General features: G+C 67.7%; 9 protein-coding genes and 4 pseudogenes. 11 read left to right on the top strand and 2 right to left on the bottom strand.

Translation table 11 applies throughout. The features are described from left to right. Positions 1 to 33: 33 nt before the first annotated feature. The 11 genes and pseudogenes from ACQEV8_RS27670 (at position 34) to ACQEV8_RS27620 (ending at position 9,799) form a co-directional block, all read left to right on the top strand. Positions 34 to 492: a 2-oxo-4-hydroxy-4-carboxy-5-ureidoimidazoline decarboxylase gene (locus ACQEV8_RS27670; protein ID WP_432965368.1), complete on the top strand. Its 459-nt coding sequence runs from the start codon at positions 34 to 36 to the stop codon at positions 490 to 492. 263 nt (positions 493 to 755) lie between these two features. After that, on the top strand, positions 756 to 1,136 hold the full coding sequence (gene sdhC / locus ACQEV8_RS27665) for a succinate dehydrogenase, cytochrome b556 subunit (protein ID WP_432965365.1): 381 nt from the start codon (positions 756 to 758) through the stop codon (positions 1,134 to 1,136). A 5-nt stretch (positions 1,137 to 1,141) separates the two neighbouring features. Beyond that, positions 1,142 to 1,624 (top strand): succinate dehydrogenase hydrophobic membrane anchor subunit, encoded by a 483-nt coding sequence (locus ACQEV8_RS27660; protein WP_432965362.1) that lies wholly within the window; start codon positions 1,142 to 1,144, stop codon positions 1,622 to 1,624. A 19-nt stretch (positions 1,625 to 1,643) separates the two neighbouring features. Further along, positions 1,644 to 3,398 carry a succinate dehydrogenase flavoprotein subunit gene (sdhA, locus tag ACQEV8_RS27655; RefSeq protein ID WP_432965359.1) on the top strand — a complete coding sequence of 585 codons (1,755 nt, stop codon included), beginning with the start codon at positions 1,644 to 1,646 and terminating at the stop codon, positions 3,396 to 3,398. After that, positions 3,398 to 4,177, top strand: coding sequence for a succinate dehydrogenase iron-sulfur subunit (locus ACQEV8_RS27650; protein ID WP_432965356.1), 780 nt, complete (start codon positions 3,398 to 3,400; stop codon positions 4,175 to 4,177). The genes sdhA and ACQEV8_RS27650 overlap by 1 nt, the downstream gene beginning before the upstream one ends. 153 nt (positions 4,178 to 4,330) lie before the next feature. Further along, a pseudogene (locus tag ACQEV8_RS27645) lies at positions 4,331 to 4,941 on the top strand (Uma2 family endonuclease). Positions 4,942 to 5,027: 86 nt separating this feature from the next. After that, positions 5,028 to 5,801: a hypothetical protein gene (locus ACQEV8_RS27640; protein WP_432965353.1), complete on the top strand. Its 774-nt coding sequence runs from the start codon at positions 5,028 to 5,030 to the stop codon at positions 5,799 to 5,801. Between the two features lie 172 nt (positions 5,802 to 5,973). Further along, positions 5,974 to 6,258 (top strand): annotated as a pseudogene (locus ACQEV8_RS27635) (tyrosine-type recombinase/integrase); the annotation flags it as partial. A 610-nt stretch (positions 6,259 to 6,868) separates the two neighbouring features. After that, positions 6,869 to 8,296, top strand: a complete 1,428-nt coding sequence (locus ACQEV8_RS27630; RefSeq protein WP_432965350.1) for a replication initiator — start codon at positions 6,869 to 6,871, stop codon at positions 8,294 to 8,296. Continuing rightward, positions 8,296 to 8,520, top strand: a complete 225-nt coding sequence (locus ACQEV8_RS27625; protein WP_432965347.1) for a helix-turn-helix domain-containing protein — start codon at positions 8,296 to 8,298, stop codon at positions 8,518 to 8,520. Before ACQEV8_RS27630 ends, ACQEV8_RS27625 begins: the two co-directional genes overlap by 1 nt. Next, positions 8,520 to 9,799, top strand: a pseudogene (locus ACQEV8_RS27620) (tyrosine-type recombinase/integrase). The gene ACQEV8_RS27625 and the pseudogene ACQEV8_RS27620 overlap by 1 nt, the downstream one beginning before the upstream one ends. A 30-nt stretch (positions 9,800 to 9,829) precedes the next feature. Here the strand turns inward: ACQEV8_RS27620 and ACQEV8_RS27615 are convergent. Further along, positions 9,830 to 10,222 carry a hypothetical protein gene (locus ACQEV8_RS27615; protein WP_432965344.1) on the bottom strand — a complete coding sequence of 131 codons (393 nt, stop codon included), beginning with the start codon at positions 10,220 to 10,222 and terminating at the stop codon, positions 9,830 to 9,832. 113 nt (positions 10,223 to 10,335) lie between these two features. Continuing rightward, a pseudogene (locus ACQEV8_RS27610) lies at positions 10,336 to 17,537 on the bottom strand (polymorphic toxin-type HINT domain-containing protein). Positions 17,538 to 17,703 lie beyond the last annotated feature (166 nt).

Raw genomic sequence — 17,703 nt, 5'->3', positions numbered from 1 at the left:
CTCCCAGACCTCCCCGGCCGAGCCGCCATACCGGTGGAGCACTTCAACGCAGCCTCCGCGCAGGAACTGGAGCGGACCCTCCTCACCTGCCTGCGCAGCCATCGCTGGTCCCGGCGTGTCGCGGAACACCGTCCCTATCCGGACGTGGCCTCCCTGCTCGCCGCCTCCGACGAGGCGGCGTACGACCTGCCCTGGAGCGACCTCACCGAAGCCCTGGCGGCCGAGCCCCTGCCCGCCCTCCCCCCGGGCGCCTACGCCGCGGCCCACACGGCCCTCAGCGCCGCCTACGCCGCTTACGAGGCCCGCTTCGGCCATGTGTTCGTCATCTGCCTGGACGGCCTCACACCGGCCCAGGTCCTGGACCACCTCCTGGAGGCCATCCGGTCACGATTGACCAACGATCCGGAGGAGGAGCGGGCAGTGGTGGCCGACGAACTCCGGCGCCTCGCAACGGAACGGCTGGTGGACGCCCTCAGGGGCGCGGGGCTGTAGTCGATCTGCGGCTACCGCCGCGTGGGCGCGAGCAACCACTGCCGACCCGCACCCGGCGATTCCGGGCAAACCCCCATCTCCCTGGCCGGCACTAGCCCACCCGTACCCCTTTGCGTGCCAGTTTGATCACACCGAGGGACCCCCGCTCAGCTCAGCGGCAGCGCATCGCTACGATGCTGGGGGCCGGTGGACCGTACCCGGCCGGGCCCGACCGACACACCAAGCCGGCGCGGCCCCAATCCCCGCTCCCGGAGGAAACTTCCGTGCCGGCTGGAACGCTGTACCGCGGCCGGGAAGGAATGTGGTCCTGGGTGGCTCATCGAGTCACCGGCGTCCTCATCTTCTTCTTCCTGTTCGTTCACGTGCTGGACACCGCCCTCGTCCGCGTGTCCCCTGAGGCCTACGACAACGTCGTGGCCACGTACAAGACGCCGATCGTCGCGCTGCTGGAGTACGGCCTCGTCGCCGCCATCCTCTTCCACGCGCTCAACGGCCTGCGTGTCATCGCCGTCGACTTCTGGATCAAGGGCGCTCGCTACCAGAAGCAGATGCTCTGGACCGTCGTAGCCCTGTGGGCCGTGCTCATGCTCGGGGCGATCTACCCCGTCCTCGGCCACGCCGCTCGTGAACTGTTCGGGAGCTGACGCCAATGTCCACGTCTGAGAAGACCGCCGTCGGCGTCGGCCCCGTCGAGGGCGGCGCCGTCTACACCGTCGACAACCCCGCGCCCTTCATCGAGGCCCCGCGCCAGCGCACCAAGAAGACCCCGAAGTCCACGCGGGGCAACTTCGAGATGGCCGCCTGGCTGTTCATGCGCCTGTCCGGCGTGGTGCTGGTCGTGCTGGTCCTCGGCCACCTGCTGATCCAGCTCGTGCTGGACGGCGGCGTGTCGAAGATCGGCTTCGCCTTCGTGGCGGGCCGCTGGGCGAGCCCCTTCTGGCAGGTCTGGGACCTGCTGATGCTGTGGCTCGCGATGCTGCACGGCGCCAACGGCCTGCGCACGGTCATCAACGACTACGCGGAGCGCGCGAACACCCGGCTGTGGCTCAAGGGCCTGCTCTACACGGCCACGGTGTTCACCATCCTGCTGGGCACGCTGGTGATCTTCACCTTCGACCCGAACATCCGCTAGGCACGGGGCTGCGAGAATCATGAAGATCCACAAGTACGACACCGTCATCGTCGGCGCCGGTGGCGCGGGCATGCGCGCCGCCATCGAGTCGACGAAGCGCAGCCGCACCGCGGTCCTGACGAAGCTGTACCCCACCCGCTCCCACACGGGCGCCGCGCAGGGCGGCATGGCCGCCGCGCTGGCCAACGTGGAGGAGGACAACTGGGAGTGGCACACCTTCGACACGGTCAAGGGCGGTGACTACCTGGTCGACCAGGACGCCGCCGAGATCCTGGCGAAGGAGGCCATCGACTCCGTCCTCGACCTGGAGAAGATGGGCCTGCCGTTCAACCGCACGCCGAACGGCACCATCGACCAGCGCCGCTTCGGCGGTCACAGCCGTAACCACGGCGAGGCCCCGGTCCGCCGCTCCTGCTACGCGGCCGACCGCACCGGCCACATGATCCTCCAGACGCTGTACCAGAACTGCGTCAAGGAGGGCGTGGAGTTCTACAACGAGTTCTACGTCCTGGACCAGCTGATCACCGAGGTCGACGGCGTCAAGAAGTCGGCCGGTGTGGTGGCGTACGAGCTGGCCACCGGCGAGATCCACGTCTTCCAGGCGAAGTCCGTGGTCTACGCGTCCGGCGGCTGCGGCAAGTTCTTCAAGGTGACGTCCAACGCGCACACCCTGACCGGCGACGGCCAGGCGGCCGTCTACCGCCGCGGTCTGCCGCTGGAGGACATGGAGTTCTTCCAGTTCCACCCGACCGGCATCTGGCGCATGGGCATCCTGCTGACGGAGGGCGCCCGCGGTGAGGGCGGCATCCTCCGCAACAAGGACGGCGAGCGCTTCATGGAGAAGTACGCGCCGGTCATGAAGGACCTCGCGTCCCGTGACGTCGTGTCCCGCTCCATCTACACGGAGATCCGTGAGGGCCGCGGCTGCGGCCCCGAGGGCGACCACGTCTACCTGGACCTGACGCACCTCCCGCCGGAGCAGCTGGACGCGAAGCTCCCGGACATCACGGAGTTCGCCCGCACCTACCTCGGCATCGAGCCCTACACGGACCCGATCCCGATCCAGCCCACGGCCCACTACGTCATGGGTGGCATCCCGACGAACGTCGAGGGTGAGGTCCTCGCGGACAACACCACCGTCGTCCCCGGCCTGTACGCGGCCGGCGAGGTCGCCTGCGTCTCCGTGCACGGCGCCAACCGCCTCGGCACCAACTCGCTGCTGGACATCAACGTGTTCGGCAAGCGCGCGGGCATCGCCGCCGCGGAGTACGCGCAGACGGCGGAGTTCGTGGAGCTGCCGGAGAACCCGGCGGAGCTCGTGGTCGAGCAGGTGGAGCGCCTGCGTGACGCCACCGGCACCGAGCGCGTGACGGCGATCCGCCGCGAGCTGCAGGACACCATGGACGCCAACGTCATGGTGTTCCGCACCGAGCAGACGATCAAGACGGCGGTCGAGAAGATCGCGGAGCTGCGCGAGCGGTTCAGGAACGTGTCGATCCAGGACAAGGGCAAGCGGTTCAACACGGACCTGCTGGAGGCCATCGAGCTGGGCAACCTGCTGGACCTCGCCGAGGTCATGGCGGTCTCCGCGCTCGCCCGCAAGGAGTCCCGTGGCGGTCACTACCGCGAGGACTACCCGAACCGCGACGACGTCAACTTCATGCGGCACACGATGGCGTACCGCGAGGTCGGCGACGACGGTTCCGAAACCGTCCGTCTCGACTACAAGCCGGTCGTCCAGACCCGCTACCAGCCGATGGAGCGTAAGTACTGATGGCTACCCCTGTTGTGGACAAGGCGGAAGCGGCCGGCCAGCCCGAGCCCGGCTTCGCCGACTCCCCCTACATCACCGTCACCTTCCGGGTCCGCCGCTTCAACCCGGAGGTCGCGGCCGAGGCGAGCTGGGAAGACTTCCAGCTGGAGATCGACCCCAAGGAGCGCGTCCTCGACGCCCTCCACAAGATCAAGTGGGACGTCGACGGCACCCTGACGTTCCGCCGCTCCTGCGCGCACGGCATCTGCGGCTCCGACGCCATGCGGATCAACGGCAAGAACCGCCTCGCGTGCAAGACGCTGATCAAGGACATCAACCCCGAGAAGCCGATCACGGTCGAGGCCATAAAGGGCCTCACGGTCCTGAAGGACCTCGTGGTCGACATGGAGCCGTTCTTCCAGGCGTACCGCGATGTCATGCCCTTCCTCATCACGAAGGACACGAACGAGCCGACGCGTGAGCGTCTCCAGACGGCCGAGGACCGCGAGCGCTTCGACGACACCACGAAGTGCATCCTCTGCGCGGCCTGCACGTCCTCGTGCCCGGTCTTCTGGAACGACGGCCAGTACTTCGGCCCGGCGGCCATCGTCAACGCGCACCGCTTCATCTTCGACTCGCGCGACGAGGCCGGAGAGCAGCGCCTGGAGGTCCTCAACGACCGCGACGGCGTCTGGCGCTGCCGCACGACCTTCAACTGCACGGACGCGTGCCCGCGCGGCATCGAGGTCACGAAGGCGATCGCCGAGGTGAAGCGGGCGCTTATTACGCGCCGCTTCTGATCTTCACTCGCGTTTCGTTCGAGGGCCCTGTTTCCACTGGATACGGGGCCCTCGGGCATATGCCACACCATGGAGTGAACGTGGCTGCGACCGACTCACGGAGGCCGTGCGTCCTACGATGATGGCCTCGACACCAGCCACGGGAGGCGCCTGATGTCCGCTGCAGCCGTCGAGCGGCCTTACGGAGACCGTCCGCTGACCGCGGAGGCCAACCGTCTCAAGGAGCACACCCCTGGCTACCGCGTCGAGATCATCGGAGGCCAGATCCTCGTGTCCCCGCCCCCGACGGCCCGCACGGCGATGCCCTGACCGGCCTCATGCTGCCTTTCGCTGCGGCCGGCCTCCACGGGGCGGAGTCACGGTTGATCCAGGGCATCGGCCTCTGGCTGCCTACGGGTACCGAGGACTACGCGATCCCCGATTTCTCCCTGGTGGACGCCGACTACAGGGACCACTACGTCGAGAACAACTCCTACGCCCCGGTCTGCTTCCGCCTGGTCGTGGAGGTCACCTCCAGCAACTACCGGACCGACCTGCGCACCAAGGTCACCGCGTACGCGGAGGCGAAGGTGCCTGTGTATGTCGTCGTCGACCGCAGACACCAGCGCCTTCACGTCCTTACCGACCCCGCCGGAGACAAGTACGAGAAGCACCGCCCCCACGCCCCCGGTGAGATCGTCGCCCTCCCCGACTCCATCGGCGCCAAGGTCACCCTGGATGTCGCGGAGATCCTGAAGGCAGGCCAGCCGAAACAGGCCGAGTGACCTGATCCGGACAGAAACGGAACCTGATCGGCCACTTGGGGCGCAACTACTGTCACGGCCGTAACTACCGTAGCCAGACTGCCCGCATGGCATACCTCAGAAGGGCCGCCGTAGCGCTCCTGGCCGCGGCCTCCGCGCTGCTCCCGGTATCCCCCACGGCCTCCGCAGCCCCCTCCCCACTCCTCGCGCGGGAGAACTTCGACCGTCTCCCCCTCGGCCCGGTCACCGAAGGCCGGGGCTGGACCTCGGACACGGCCGGCGGCACGCTGACCGTCACCCCCTCGACGTCGGGCCACGGCCGTGAGCTCCGCATCCGCACCGAGGGCAACGGGCGCGCCTTCCTCGTGTTCCCCGATCTCGCCCCGTCCGGTAACAGCTTCTGGGTCCGGCTGCGGATGAGAGTGGACGCCTTCCCGACCGCCCCCGACTGGGCGCACTGGACCCTCGCAGAGGCGTCCGGGACGGGCTCGTCAACGCTGGTCCGGCCGCTCGGCGGGCAGTACGCGCCCACCGAGAAGGGCAACTTCTACGGCGTCGGCTCCGACCTCGGCCCGACCGGCGACTGGACGTCCTGGAAGACCTCGGCCCCGGCGAAGGCTGGTACTTGGCAGTGCGTCGAGTTCCATCTGGACGCCACCGACAATCGCGTCACGGTGTACTTCGACGGCGTGCCCCAGCCCGACCTGACCGTGTCCACGGACCAGCACGGCGGTACGTCGGACCCGTTCGTCTTCCCGACGGTCGACAAGCTGAAGTTGGGGTGGCAGCTGTATCAGGCCGACCCGAGCCCGGCCTCGTACGACGTGCGGATGGATGACATCGCGGTGAGCACGCGGAGGGTTGGGGGGTGCGGGGCCTGAAGCGCCGTAGGCGTTCGACCTGTGCGGGTAGCCGGGGATCACCGATGCGAACTGCTCGGTCTCTGCCGCGGCGGTGTCACTCCCGGCGTCTACGTCCACGTCCAATGCCTAGCCATCAATACCCCGGGCAACGTACCCAGCCGGACCGGCGGCCCCGACAGCCAGCCCTCAGCAGCGCATCCGCTTCCACGACCTCCGCCACTCGACCGCCACCCTCCTCCTGGAACAGGGTGTGGAACTCGTCGTGATCAAGGAGCTGTTGGGCCACGCCCACATCGGCGTCACCGCCACCGTCTACGCCCACGTCCGACTCCGCCTCCAACGCGACGCCATCGACACCCTCGGCCACGCCCTCCGCGGAGAACGCCGGCCACCCCGACGACGGCGACGACCCACCGCTCTGCGCAGTCCCCGTCCACTGACGTTGCCGTCAACTACTGCCGTCAGACCACTCTGAAGCCCCGCCAGGACGTACCTGACGGGGCTTCAGAGTTGCACTTTTGAATACCTCAGGGTTCCGCCCCTGAATTCCTAGCGATCGTCGAAGTGCATGGCCCTCGTCAGCTGCACATCGGCCTCCCAGCCATCAGGGCGAGCAGATGGATTCACCCATTGGAATCCAGACTTCTCCCATTTACCCCTAGCTCGAATTACTCCCATGGGGGTTGAGTCTTCGTATCCGAACTCAACCCCGCAACAATCGCAGATCTCGTAGCTGGGCGTCTCCGCTCCGCCGGCCGTCGCCAAGACGGCGCGGCCCGCTTCCAGCCGGGCCCTGCCTGCCGCCCCGCTGAACGCGGCCCGGCATATCGCGGACACCCACCGCACCGAACACGACGCACCCATCACCGCAGCCCAATTGGGCCAGCGCATGGGCGTCGCCCTGCCGGTCGCCACCGCCGCCCTCGCTCAACTCTGAGCCCCGGCCCCACCGACCGCATCACCTCTCACACAACCTCGCCCACCCCTCGGCCCGGTTCGTCATGCCCCGAGCAGCACCAACACGCCTTCCAACCTGGCGGGTTGCTGCTCGGGGCCACCCACCCGACAGAAGGGACACGCCCCGAATGGTCACCCTGGACCTGCACCACGTGGCAAGCCCCGCCGTACGGGACCTGCTCCACCTGATCAACCAGCCCGACTTCGACCACGCACAGCAGCAGATCGAACGACTCGGCGGGTGCACCGAACCCGTCCGCCTGACCGGCCAGACAACCACCGTCGATACCGCGACCGGTGAGGTACTGCGCTCGTATGCCGCGTCCGAGGAGCCCACGGGAAGCCTGCTCACCGGGTGCGGCAACCGCCGCGCCTCCCGCTGCCCGGCCTGCTCCCGCACCTACGCCGCCGACACCTACCACCTCATCCGCGCCGGCCTCTTCGGCGGCAAGACCGTGCCCGACACCGTCCGCACCCACCCCCGCGTCTTCGCCACCCTCACCGCCCCCTCCTTCGGCCCCGTCCACAACCGTCCCGACGCCCGGCCCTGTCGCTGCGGCACCCGCCACGACCCCACAGACCCGCTACTCGGTACGCCGCTCAATCCGGCGACGTACGACTATGCAGGCGCGGTCTTGTTCAACGCCCACGCCGGAGCCTTGTGGGCCCGCTTCACGATCTACCTGCTCCGGGAGATCGCCACCCGGCTCGGTATGACGCAGAAGGCCGCCCGCGCGGTGTTGCGGGTGTCCTTCGCGAAGGTTGCCGAGTACCAGAAGCGTGGCCTGGTCCACTTCCACGCAGCGATCCGCCTCGACGGACCCGACGGCAGCACACAGCCCCCGCCCCCGTATGCCACCGTCGCCGTGCTCACGGACGCCATCCGCGTTGCCGCGCCGCGCGCCCGCATCTCCGTCGACTCCGCCGCAGTCGGGGAACGCGAACTTGGCTGGGGCCAGCAGCTCGACGTGCGCGAGATCGCCGCCTTCGGCACCGACGCCGAATTCAGCGACCAGGCCGTGGCCGCCTACGTGGCCAAGTACGCCACCAAGTCCGCCGACGCCTCCGGCACCCTCGACCGCTCCCTGTTCTGCCGCACCTGCCAGGGACGCGGCGCCACCCTCCTGCCCCACGGGACCGCGCTCCCGTGCAGCGCGTGCGACGGCACCGGGCAGGCCCGGCCGTTGCCCCGACTCGCCGTCGCCCGGCACGTCCGGCAGATGATCCGAACCTGCTGGGAGCTGGGCCGCCTGCCGGAGTTCGCCGAACTCAAGCTCTGGAAGTGGGCGCACATGCTCGGCTTCCGCGGCCATTTCTCCACCAAGTCTCGCCGCTACTCCACCCTCGGCGCGCTGCGCGACGCCCGCCGCACCTGGCGTACCGAACAGGCCCGCGCCCACGCCGGCCTTCCCGAACCCGATCCGACGACCACTCTCGTCATCGGTCACTGGGACTACAACGGCGCGGGCTACAGCCCCGGCGCGAACCTCCTCGCCGCCGCCGTCTGGCACCGCAGGGAACTGGAACGGCAGTTCACCGCCGAAGGGGGCTGCTGATGGCCTCGCCTCCGCTCGCGGGCCTCCACCCGGAAGCGGTCCCGGTCCTGGATCGGCTCACGGTGCCCCAGGTGATGGCTCGTCTCCAGCTCGGCCGCTCCGCCGTCTACGACCTTCTCCGCACCGGCCAGCTCGCCTCGATCACCCTCGGCCGCGCCCGCCGCATCCCCGCACACGCCCTCACCGACTTCATCCGCACCCGCGTGGAACAGGAAACCGCCTGATGACCACGCCCCGCCCCGCTTCGTCCCGCCGCTCCCGTACCCGTGCGAACGGCGACGGAACCGTCTACCAGCGCAAGGACGGACGATGGGAGGCCGCCGGATACGACCTCGCCCCCGGCAACACCAGCAAGCGCGTCCGCGTCTACGGCACCACCCGCAAAGACACACTCGCCAAGCTCACCGAGAAGATCGCCGCGAGCAACCGCGGCCTCCCCGTCGCGGCAGCCGACAGCACCGTGAGCGCCTATCTCGCATACTGGCTGGAGGGCGTCGCCGTCCACTACCTGCGGGAGAACACCCACACTCGCTACGCGGCCTCCATCCGTCTCCACATCAATCCCGGTCTTGGTGCCAAGAAGGTTGCCCGGCTCACCGTCCGCGACATCCGTATTTTCCTCGACGGGCTCCGCACCACCTGCCAGTGCTGCGCCCAGGAACGGGACTCCGTCCGGCGCTCCTGCTGCGCCATCGGCCAGTGCTGCGGAAAGCGACTCTCGCCGCTGACCGTCACGTACGTCCACGCGGTCCTCAAGTCCGCACTGGAACACGCCGTCCGCGAGGACGAACTTCCCCGCAACGTCGCCCGGAACGTCAAGACGACCACGCCCCGCCCCCGGCGCTTCCAGCCCCTCACCGCCACCGAAGCCCGAGGACTCCTCCACGCGGCCCACGGTGATCGGCTTCACGCCCTGTACGAACTCGCCCTGCGCACCGGACTCCGCAAGGGCGAACTCCTCGGCCTCCACTGGGAAGACCTCGACCTTGACTGCGGCACCGCCAGCATCCACCGTTCACTCCAGCGCACCCGCAGCCAGGGTCTGACCGTCCTGAACACCAAGACCCTGGCCTCCGAGCGCCGCATCGCCCTCCCTGCCGAATGTCTCAGCTCCCTCAAGATCCACCAGGAACGAAGGAAGAGCGCCAGGCGGCCGGAACGAGCTGGACGGACAACAGCCTCGTCTTCACCACCCTGAACGGCCAGCCGCTCGACCCCACCAACCTCACCCGCCGCTTCCGCCGCCTCCTCCACAACGCAGGACTCCGGACCATCCGTTTTCACGACCTCCGGCACTCGACCGCGACCCTGCTGTTGGAACAGGGCGTCGACCTTGTCGTCATCAAGGAACTCCTCGGCCACGCCCACATCGGCGTCACCGCCGGCGTCTACGCCCACGTACGACTCCGCCTCCAGCGCCAGGCCATCGACACCCTGGGCGATGTACTGGCTGAGGGCGGCGACTCCGAAGAGCCGCCGCCCTCAGCGGTGGTCGTCCGCTGACGTTGCCGTCAGCGTTGCCGTCAAACGGCGTTACGCAGGACTTTGGCCGTAGGCTTCCACAGGAATACGGGCCACGGTCACTACGCCAGAGAAAGAACTCTCCACCACGATGCGGCCACCGGGTGAATAGATCCAGAGTTCCGGTACGGATTCCATGATGTCCGGCAGGTAAGAGATAGGGGATTCGAGCCCTATCTCTACACTCGGGACCGCCAGGCTCTCCCAGAAGAAGATTAGACTGCTAGCTTTCGGGGCGAACTGTTGGATTACGGTGCTCAGATCGATGGAACCCGATTCCATCGAGCTGAGCACCAAACCATCAGCCACCGCATCCCACGCAATTGCACCATCAGAGCTACGCGGATAATGACTGAGGCTTTCGCGCTCATACTGGAGATGCTGATCCAGGTTCAGCAACTGCACACCCGGCCGCCCAACCCAAGTTAGCCGTCGATCACCCTGTTGATCTGCACGAACCACTCGAACCATAGATCGGGGCAGGAGGTCCGGCCTGGTTCCGTATACACCGTCGAGTGTCACGAATTACCGCCAAGCATTCTCGCAAAATCGTCTTCTGTGCCATTCCATGGCACTGCCCATTTACGTGCAGAGTCACCCTTACCGACTTCCACGTTAATATGGGGACCCTTCACCGGATCGTAATCCATTCTGAACCTCTTGAATTCGCCGTTCACCCGAGTAGTGAATCCCACTACCTTGCCGTAGGTCGTCGGAGCAGATTCGAGACGGCCGATGTACGGCTGCCGAGTAGCTGGATCAACCTCACCCAGCAGATCGAGCGCCTTGTTGCGAGCTTGCTCGAAACTGCCAGAGCTAGGCAGGGTTAGTTCCTTGCACGCCCCTCCGGAATTGTGAACCAGAACCGGAGTCTGCCCCGCCAGCACATAGTACGTATGCAGGTCGTCAACAGTGAGGTTGTACGTCCTTGCGTGCTTCGTGAACGGCCGGTTGCCAGTGACGATGACGGTGTCACCGTCGTCGGTGAGCAGAGTCATGCCCGGCTTGAGATCGCCGGCGTCGATCCAGTCCTGCTCTGACGGAGACCAGAAGGGGTGCTCGTAGGTAGCTGTGAGTTTGTCTACTCCGTCTTCGGTCGCGATGGACAGCTCGTTGAAGTGCTTGTCGGCCTCGGTCCGGATCAGGCGGGTCACCTTACGAGGGCCTGCCTCCCCCGTTTTCGGATCAGTGGCCTGGACCATGTCACCGACTTCGACATCTTCGATGTCCTTGGTGGTGCCGTCCGCCATGAGGACGTCGGTGCCGGCCAGGAAACACCTACAGCCGGCAGCCGCTCCCTTGCCCGCCCTGCCTCCGGGGATGAAGGCATAAGCGAGGGTTTCCCACCGCTTGCCCCGCTCGTAGGATTCGGCGTCGTCCAGACATCTCTCGAAGTTCTGGACACAGTAGTTGGCGGCTATTCGTTTGGCCTCTGCGACATCGTCGCTCTTCAGTAGAAATTTGTAAGCCAGGCGGCAACCTTCTCGCCCGAAGCACACATTGTTTGTGCCGCTGTCCTCGACGATGGGCGTGTGCCAGTAATTGCCGTCCGGGAATCGGCCGTTCGGTCCGTACTCGTAGAAGAGGTCCCGCAGCCGCTGTGCGTTGTTCGTGACCGGAGTCTGTGTTTTCACCCAACCGGGCTTGGACTTACAGCTGTAGTAACAGCCGCCCGGGCCGGCGCCACCTCTGGGCACACCAGGCCCCTTCGGGTTCAACGGCCCCGTGGGACCACCGTCACGACGCGGCTCGCTGTGGCCCGTTCCGTCATCGATCCACAACCCCGTGGGGTCGGAATGCGAAATCGGGCTGTTGTTGGCGTAGGCGTACCCATTCATCTGCAGCGGGTCCGCGAGGTCGATGATCGGGTCTGCCGAGAGGAAGCGGCCGGAGGTGTGGTCGTATTCGCGGGCGCCTATGTGGGTGAGGCCCGTGGTCGTGTCGTCGATGCCCACGCCCAAGTAGCCGCGCTTGTTGGGCCAGGTGGACGGCTTTGTGCCGCGTGTCTCGCCGTACGGCTTGAAGGCGCGGCGGGTGACCGACTGGCCGGTCGTGAGATCGACGGAGGTGTTCGCCGTTCCCAGATGGTCGGTGATCAGCGTGCTGACCTTGTGGCCCGTGGTCGAGCCCTTGGCCGTCGTGCGGACCACCGTGGGGGCGCCCGGCTGGGCGTAGGAGCGGGAGGCGCGCACCATCGCGCCTGCGCCGTCCGTCGTCAGTTCGGTTTCGCCCAGGTAGAGCGTCGAGCCCGACGGCGAGTTCTCCAGCAGGCGGTTGCCGTCGGCGTCGTAGACGTACGTCGTCTTCTTGCCGTCGTCGGTGATGGAGTCGAGCTTGTTGTCCGGCGCCCAGGTCAGGTTCTGCGTGGTGTTGTACAGGTCCCGGACCGTGGTGTTGCCCGAGGCGTCGTAGGTGTAGCCGCTGTCCTTGCCGGACGGCGTGGAGCTGGTCCACGTCATGGTGTGCGGCTGGGACTTGTACGACGTGGTGCCGCTGCCTGCGACCGTCTTGCCGTAGCCGTACGAGTACGTGAGGTCCTTCGTGGTGTCCGCCGGGTCGTGCTCCGTGAGCGTGGCGCGGTTGCCGAGCCAGTCGAAGGTGAACGACTGGTGGTAGGCCGTCGTGCCCGTGGCCACCGTGTCTGGGGACGGTGCCGCCGCGGCGAGCGTCGAAGCGAGGGAGGCGTCGGGGGTCGTCGCGTCCGAGACCGCGTCGGGGGCGTCGGCGACCGGGCCTGAAGAGGACGCGTAGGTGGTCCGGGGGCCCCATGCCGCGCCGTTCGCCGCCTTGCAGCCGGTGCCGGCGCCGGTCGGTTCGGTCTTCGACGTCCAGGCGTGTGCCAGTTCGCCCATCACGTCGTAGGTGAAGCACTGGGTGTCCCAGGTGCTGCCCGTCGCCTCGCTGAGCTTGCGCGCGTGGGAGGTGATGGTGCCGGTCGCGTCGTAGGAGTAGTAGCTGTCCGTGATGCGGTGCGGGCCCGCCGTCTCCCGGTCGGCCACCGTGCGCTGGAGCCGGCCGGTGTGCGGATCCACGAAGTTGGTCGTCCAGACGCGGTTCGGCTGGGCGCCCGAGACCGTGCGCAGCACCTCGCCGTAGGGCGAGTAGGTCGCGTCGGCCGTGTACCAGGTCAGGCCCGAGGTCGAGTCGGGCAGACCGTCACCGTCGTAACGCGTGACGACCTTCTCCTTCGCCAGGCCTCCCGCGGCCGGCAGGGTGACCGACTGGGGCTTTCCGGTCGGGGTGTAGGTGTATGCGTAGGCGTAGGTGCCGGAGAGGCCCGTCGTCGTCGGGTTGGCCGGGATGACGGTCTCGCTGCCGGTGGGGTGGTAGTCGGCGTCGTAGCCGGTGACGCGGTTGATGTAGTCGCCGCTACCGGTGTGCCGCTTGGACGATGTCGGCCGGCCGATGCCTCCGGGTGCCTCGTCGTAGACGTGTTCCTTGACGGGGGTGGCGGTCGCGGAACCCTGCCTGACGTATCTGGGCCGTCCGAGGACGTCGTACTCGGTGAAGGTCTCCTGCCCGCGCGCGTTGCGGACGCGGTTCGGGCGGTCGGCCGCGTCGTACCAGGTGTCCGTGGTTCCCGTGTCGGGGTCGGTGGCCGAGGTCACCCGGCCGCGGGCGTCATAGGTGTACGACCAGACGTTGCCGGCCGGGTCGGTGACCTTGGCGCGGTTGCCGCGGGCGTCATAGCCGTACGTGGTGGTGCGGCCCGCCGTCGCGTCGGAGGCGTCCTGGGTGAAGTGCCTGACGGATGTCGTCCGGCCGAGGGCGTCGAAGTAGGTGCGGGTCCTCGGGCCGTGGAGCCGGGCGGGTTCACCGTCTTGCTGACCGCGTCGTACCAGGTGAAGGTCGCGTACTTGTATCCGCCGCCCTGGTACACGGAGGCCCGGGCCTCGCGCTCCAGACCGTCGTAGCGGAACTGGGTCCAGGACGGAATCAGCGAGAGGGACCGAGGCTTGAAGAGTTCCGTGTCCGGTTCGCCCTTGGCCAGGTACGCGCCGGTCTTCTCGGTGACCAGGCCGTGGTCGTTGTACTTGGTGTCCACGACGATCCGGCCGGGTCCGTGGGCCTCGGTCTGCTTCTGGACCTCGCGCGACAATCCGTCGTAGAGGGTCACGTCGCGGGCGTAGGAACCGTCGTCCTTGAGCGTGTCCACCGATACCGCGGCAGGCTTGTTCGCACTGGTGGTAGCGGTGGCGGGCTGGTAGTCGACGACTACGTTCGGTGACTTGCCGCCGGAGGAACGGGAAGGGGACCAGCCCTTCACGAGACGGCCGAGGGCGTCGTACTCGGTGCGCGTCACGCGGCCGTTGGCGTCGGTGACCGTGAGCGGCAGGCCGCGGCCCGGGTCGTAGGTCGTGGTGACGGTGTGGCCCTTGGCGTTGACCGTCCTAGTGGTGGTGACCGGGCCGCCGGTCTCGGGTGTGTAGCGCGTCTCCGAGGTGCCGGCGCCCGGCTTGGTGACGGTACGGACGCGGCCGAGGTCGTCGTACGTGGTTCCCGTGACGACGGAGTACGAGGTGCCCGTGCCGTCGTTCTCGGCCACCGAGGTGAGCATGCCCTTGGTCGGCATCGCGCCATGGGCCAGCTTGTCGTAGGTGTACTGCCGCGCCGATTTCAGCTCGGTCGCGGGATCGGCCGTCGCGTAGCCGGCGCAGGACGTGCCCGTGATGCGCTGTTCCTTGGGCACGCCGATGAGCCATGCGGTGGTGTTGTGCAGGTAGGACGTCTTGGCGCAGGTCTGGTCCGAGAGGGTCTCGGAGGACCCGCTCGGTTTGACCACGGCTGTCTCCACCTGGAGGGGAAGGCCATAGGTGTCATCGGGGGTCGTGAGGGTGCGGACGGCACGCCAGCTCGTACCGACTTCCTGGACCTCGTCCGATCGCTTGGTGCCCGTGCGATGTGCGAGCAGCGGATCCGCGGCCGTGGCGTCCTCGTTCTCACGGGAGCGGGAGGCGGTCTCCTTGGACCAGGGAAAGTTCAGGGACCGCTTGAGGACTTCGCCGCCCGAGTTGACGTAGGTGATGACCTCGGCGGTCGTACCGGCGTACTGGGGCGCGTCCTCCGCCAGCAGCGTGTAGGTGTTCTTGGAGTCCTTGACCACGCCGCCGGTGCCCCGGAAGTAGCGGGTCACCGACTTGGACTGGGACTGGGGCACGCCCGCCTCGGAGCTGGTCTTGCTGCCCTTGACGACCTCGACCTGCCGGTGCCCCCGCCAGTCGCTGTACGTCCGCAGAGCAGGACGCATGAACTCGTCGTCGCTCTTGGCCCACGCCGCGTCCGAGTACGTGTACATCGTGACGGTCGGCTTGCTGTGCGACGTGACCTTGTCGGACTCGGTCACGGACGCGACGACGTACTTGTTGAACCAGGACTTGGCCGGAGTCTTCTCGTCACCGTCGGGTGACCAGCGCACCGGGTAGCAGGTGCCGTTGTTCTTGCCCTTGTCCTCGGCGGGTTCGCTCGCGCACCCTCCGGTGTACTCGACCTCGATGTCACCACCGGCCTCGGTGGAAACCGTGCCGATGCGGGGGCGGGTGAAGCCGGGGCGCTGGTCGTTCTTGCCGTCGAGGACCAGGTTGGGCAGTTGGCGGTCCTTGAGCCGGGACCGCAGCGGCGACGAGGAGCCCACGGTGTAGTGGGCGAAGCTGATGCCGTCCTTCGACTGCGGGGTGCCGGTGGTGTCGCCCGGGCCGTAGCCGGTGCGGGTGACCGAGTTGAGCCAGAGGCCCGGTGAGGTGTCGTACCAGTCCTCCGGGAAGGACTGGTGCAGGGTGTACGTATCCACCTTGCCGAGGCCCGTCTGCCCCGGGCGAGCGGCCTTCGTGGTCACCGTGTCCAGGCGCAGCTGCGTCCAGAAGGACGGGAAGGGCGTGCACAGTTTGGAGGAGGACTTGCAGTTGAGGTTGCCGGGAGTGTCCCACCAGGGGCGGTAGGCGCCGGGATCGTCGGTCTTCGCGAAGTTGGCCGCATCGCAGGCCGACTCGGATCTCAGGCAGCGCTGCTTCACGCCGAAGGTGACGGTGGCCGACGGTGTGGTCAGGGTGTCCGGGCGCAGGCCGTACTCGATGGAGGCGGGGTAGGCGTAGCGGTCGTACTGCTCGGGTGACTTGAACTTCTTGCGGACGGCGTAGTGATTCGTCTCCTGTTTCCAGTTGACGATCATCGTGTTGCCGTTGACGTCGACGACCTTGTCGAGGCCCCAGCGCCAGGCCTGCTGCTTTCCGGCGCCGCAGCGCGAGTCGGCGAAGGCGTCGGCGTGGCACGGTTCTCCGGGGTGGTTGCCGAAGACCGGCACCGTGGAGACCGAGGCGGTGTCGGTGTGACCGCCGCCGACGCTGTTCAGGCCGTAGTGGTACTTCGTGCCGTCGGTCGTGGTGACGACCCAGTACTCGCCGTTGTTGTCGTCGTTGGTGCCGCCGACGCGGTGCTCGACCCGGGTGCCGTCGTCCTGTTGGAGACGGTAGATCTCCGTGTCCTTCTCCGGATTGCTTCCGGATGCCGCGTCCCGGACCAGTTCGGTGGTCTTGCCGCCGAGCGACATCACCGCGTTGTACGACGCCCAGCACAGGTCGGACGTCTTGTCCTTCTTGGCGGTGTTGTTGGGAGTGCCGGCCTTCAGCGCCTTGCGGTCGTCCTGGCAGGAGCGGTAGCGGCGCTCGATGTGTCCGGGGTCGTAGGACCAGCCCTCACCGATCCAGGAGGCCTGCGGTGAGGAGACCGCCGTACGCCCGTCCACGGTCTGGGAGCTGTAGTTGAAGGAGATCTGAGGCGCGGGACCAGCCGGTGAGCTCGGTACGGCCAGCGGGTAGGACCAGGTGAATGCGCCGGAGGAGCCGCCTGCCTCCCATTTTCCGTCAGAGGCGAGAGGCGTCGCCTTGAAGGTGCCGCCGCCGCTGTTGCCGGAGTCGACGACGCCGACGACCGCCGTGCTTCCCGCGGCGGCCACGGGCGTCGCTGTGGAGGACCGCCGATAGGAAGCCTGCGTCACGCCCGAGGAGCGGGCCTTGGACGCAGAGGTGGCAGCAGGCGTGACCGTGTCGTCGGCCGCCGGGTCCACGGTGGCCTTGAGGGACTCGGCTGCCGTGTCGTTGGCGGTCTCCAGTTCCTCGTACGTCTGGCAGGCCTCGTCGTCCGGCGTCGTCCAGTAGCAGTCGGGGAACATGACGAAGCGCAGACGGGAGGCCCAGTCGGCTCCGTAGAGGTTCTTGAACTTGCCGTAGTCGAGCTCGACCGAGACGGGTACCGAGCCGCTGTCGGGGCCCTGGACCAGCAGCAGCGAACCCTCCACGCCCTGGGCTGCCGAGGAGGACCGGTCCGGGATGGTGACTTGCCAGGTGCCGGTGGGTGTCGGTTGGTCGGGTGCTTGGCCGAGGCTGACGGGCAGCGCTCCGACCGGCTTCGGAGCCGCCGGTGCGGCTGCGGCGGCCACCGTTCGGGCCGAGGCCGTCGTCGCGGTCGAGCCGAAGGTGACCGAGCCGGTCTGGTTGGAGGGAGGATTGATCGTGCCCGTCGGGGCGGCGAGCAGGTCCTCGGGGATTTCGGCCTTCAGCGTGCTGTGGCTCCGGCTGAACGCCTTGCCGGGAACCGGCTCGTCACGGTCGAGTTTCTCCAGCGTCAGCGATTCGCGCCCGACTTCCTCCTTCGCCGGATCCGGGGGCAAGGCCGGCGCCGGCGTGGGCAGCAGCCCCACCAACAGCAGGGCAGCCGTGACCGGCACGGCGGTACGCGCCAGACGAGGTTTGCGGGCATGCGGAAGTCGACCGAACACGGCGAGGTCCCCCCGGACCACTGGAGCGGGACCGGCGACGGACCACGCGTGATGACGTATCAGACAGCGGAGATTCTGTGATCAGCTTGTGAAGGAAAGCCAGTGGTGACGCTGC

It is taken from the genome of Streptomyces sp. CA-179760, assembly GCF_050937045.1.
Classification (GTDB): Bacteria; Actinomycetota; Actinomycetes; order Streptomycetales; family Streptomycetaceae; genus Streptomyces.
The sequence above is the reverse complement of the archived record's forward strand: the minus strand, read 5'-3'. Positions and strand labels throughout refer to the sequence as shown.

What these genes read in the sequence shown, in the direction of transcription:
- ACQEV8_RS27660 (WP_432965362.1), top strand. Translation starts at nt 1,142, where the DNA reads ATGTCCACGTCTGAGAAGACCGCCGTCGGCGTCGGCCCCGTCGAGGGC.
- sdhA (WP_432965359.1), top strand. Translation starts at nt 1,644, where the DNA reads ATGAAGATCCACAAGTACGACACCGTCATCGTCGGCGCCGGTGGCGCG.
- ACQEV8_RS27650 (WP_432965356.1), top strand. Translation starts at nt 3,398, where the DNA reads ATGGCTACCCCTGTTGTGGACAAGGCGGAAGCGGCCGGCCAGCCCGAG.
- ACQEV8_RS27640 (WP_432965353.1), top strand. Translation starts at nt 5,028, where the DNA reads ATGGCATACCTCAGAAGGGCCGCCGTAGCGCTCCTGGCCGCGGCCTCC.
- ACQEV8_RS27630 (WP_432965350.1), top strand. Translation starts at nt 6,869, where the DNA reads ATGGTCACCCTGGACCTGCACCACGTGGCAAGCCCCGCCGTACGGGAC.
- ACQEV8_RS27625 (WP_432965347.1), top strand. Translation starts at nt 8,296, where the DNA reads ATGGCCTCGCCTCCGCTCGCGGGCCTCCACCCGGAAGCGGTCCCGGTC.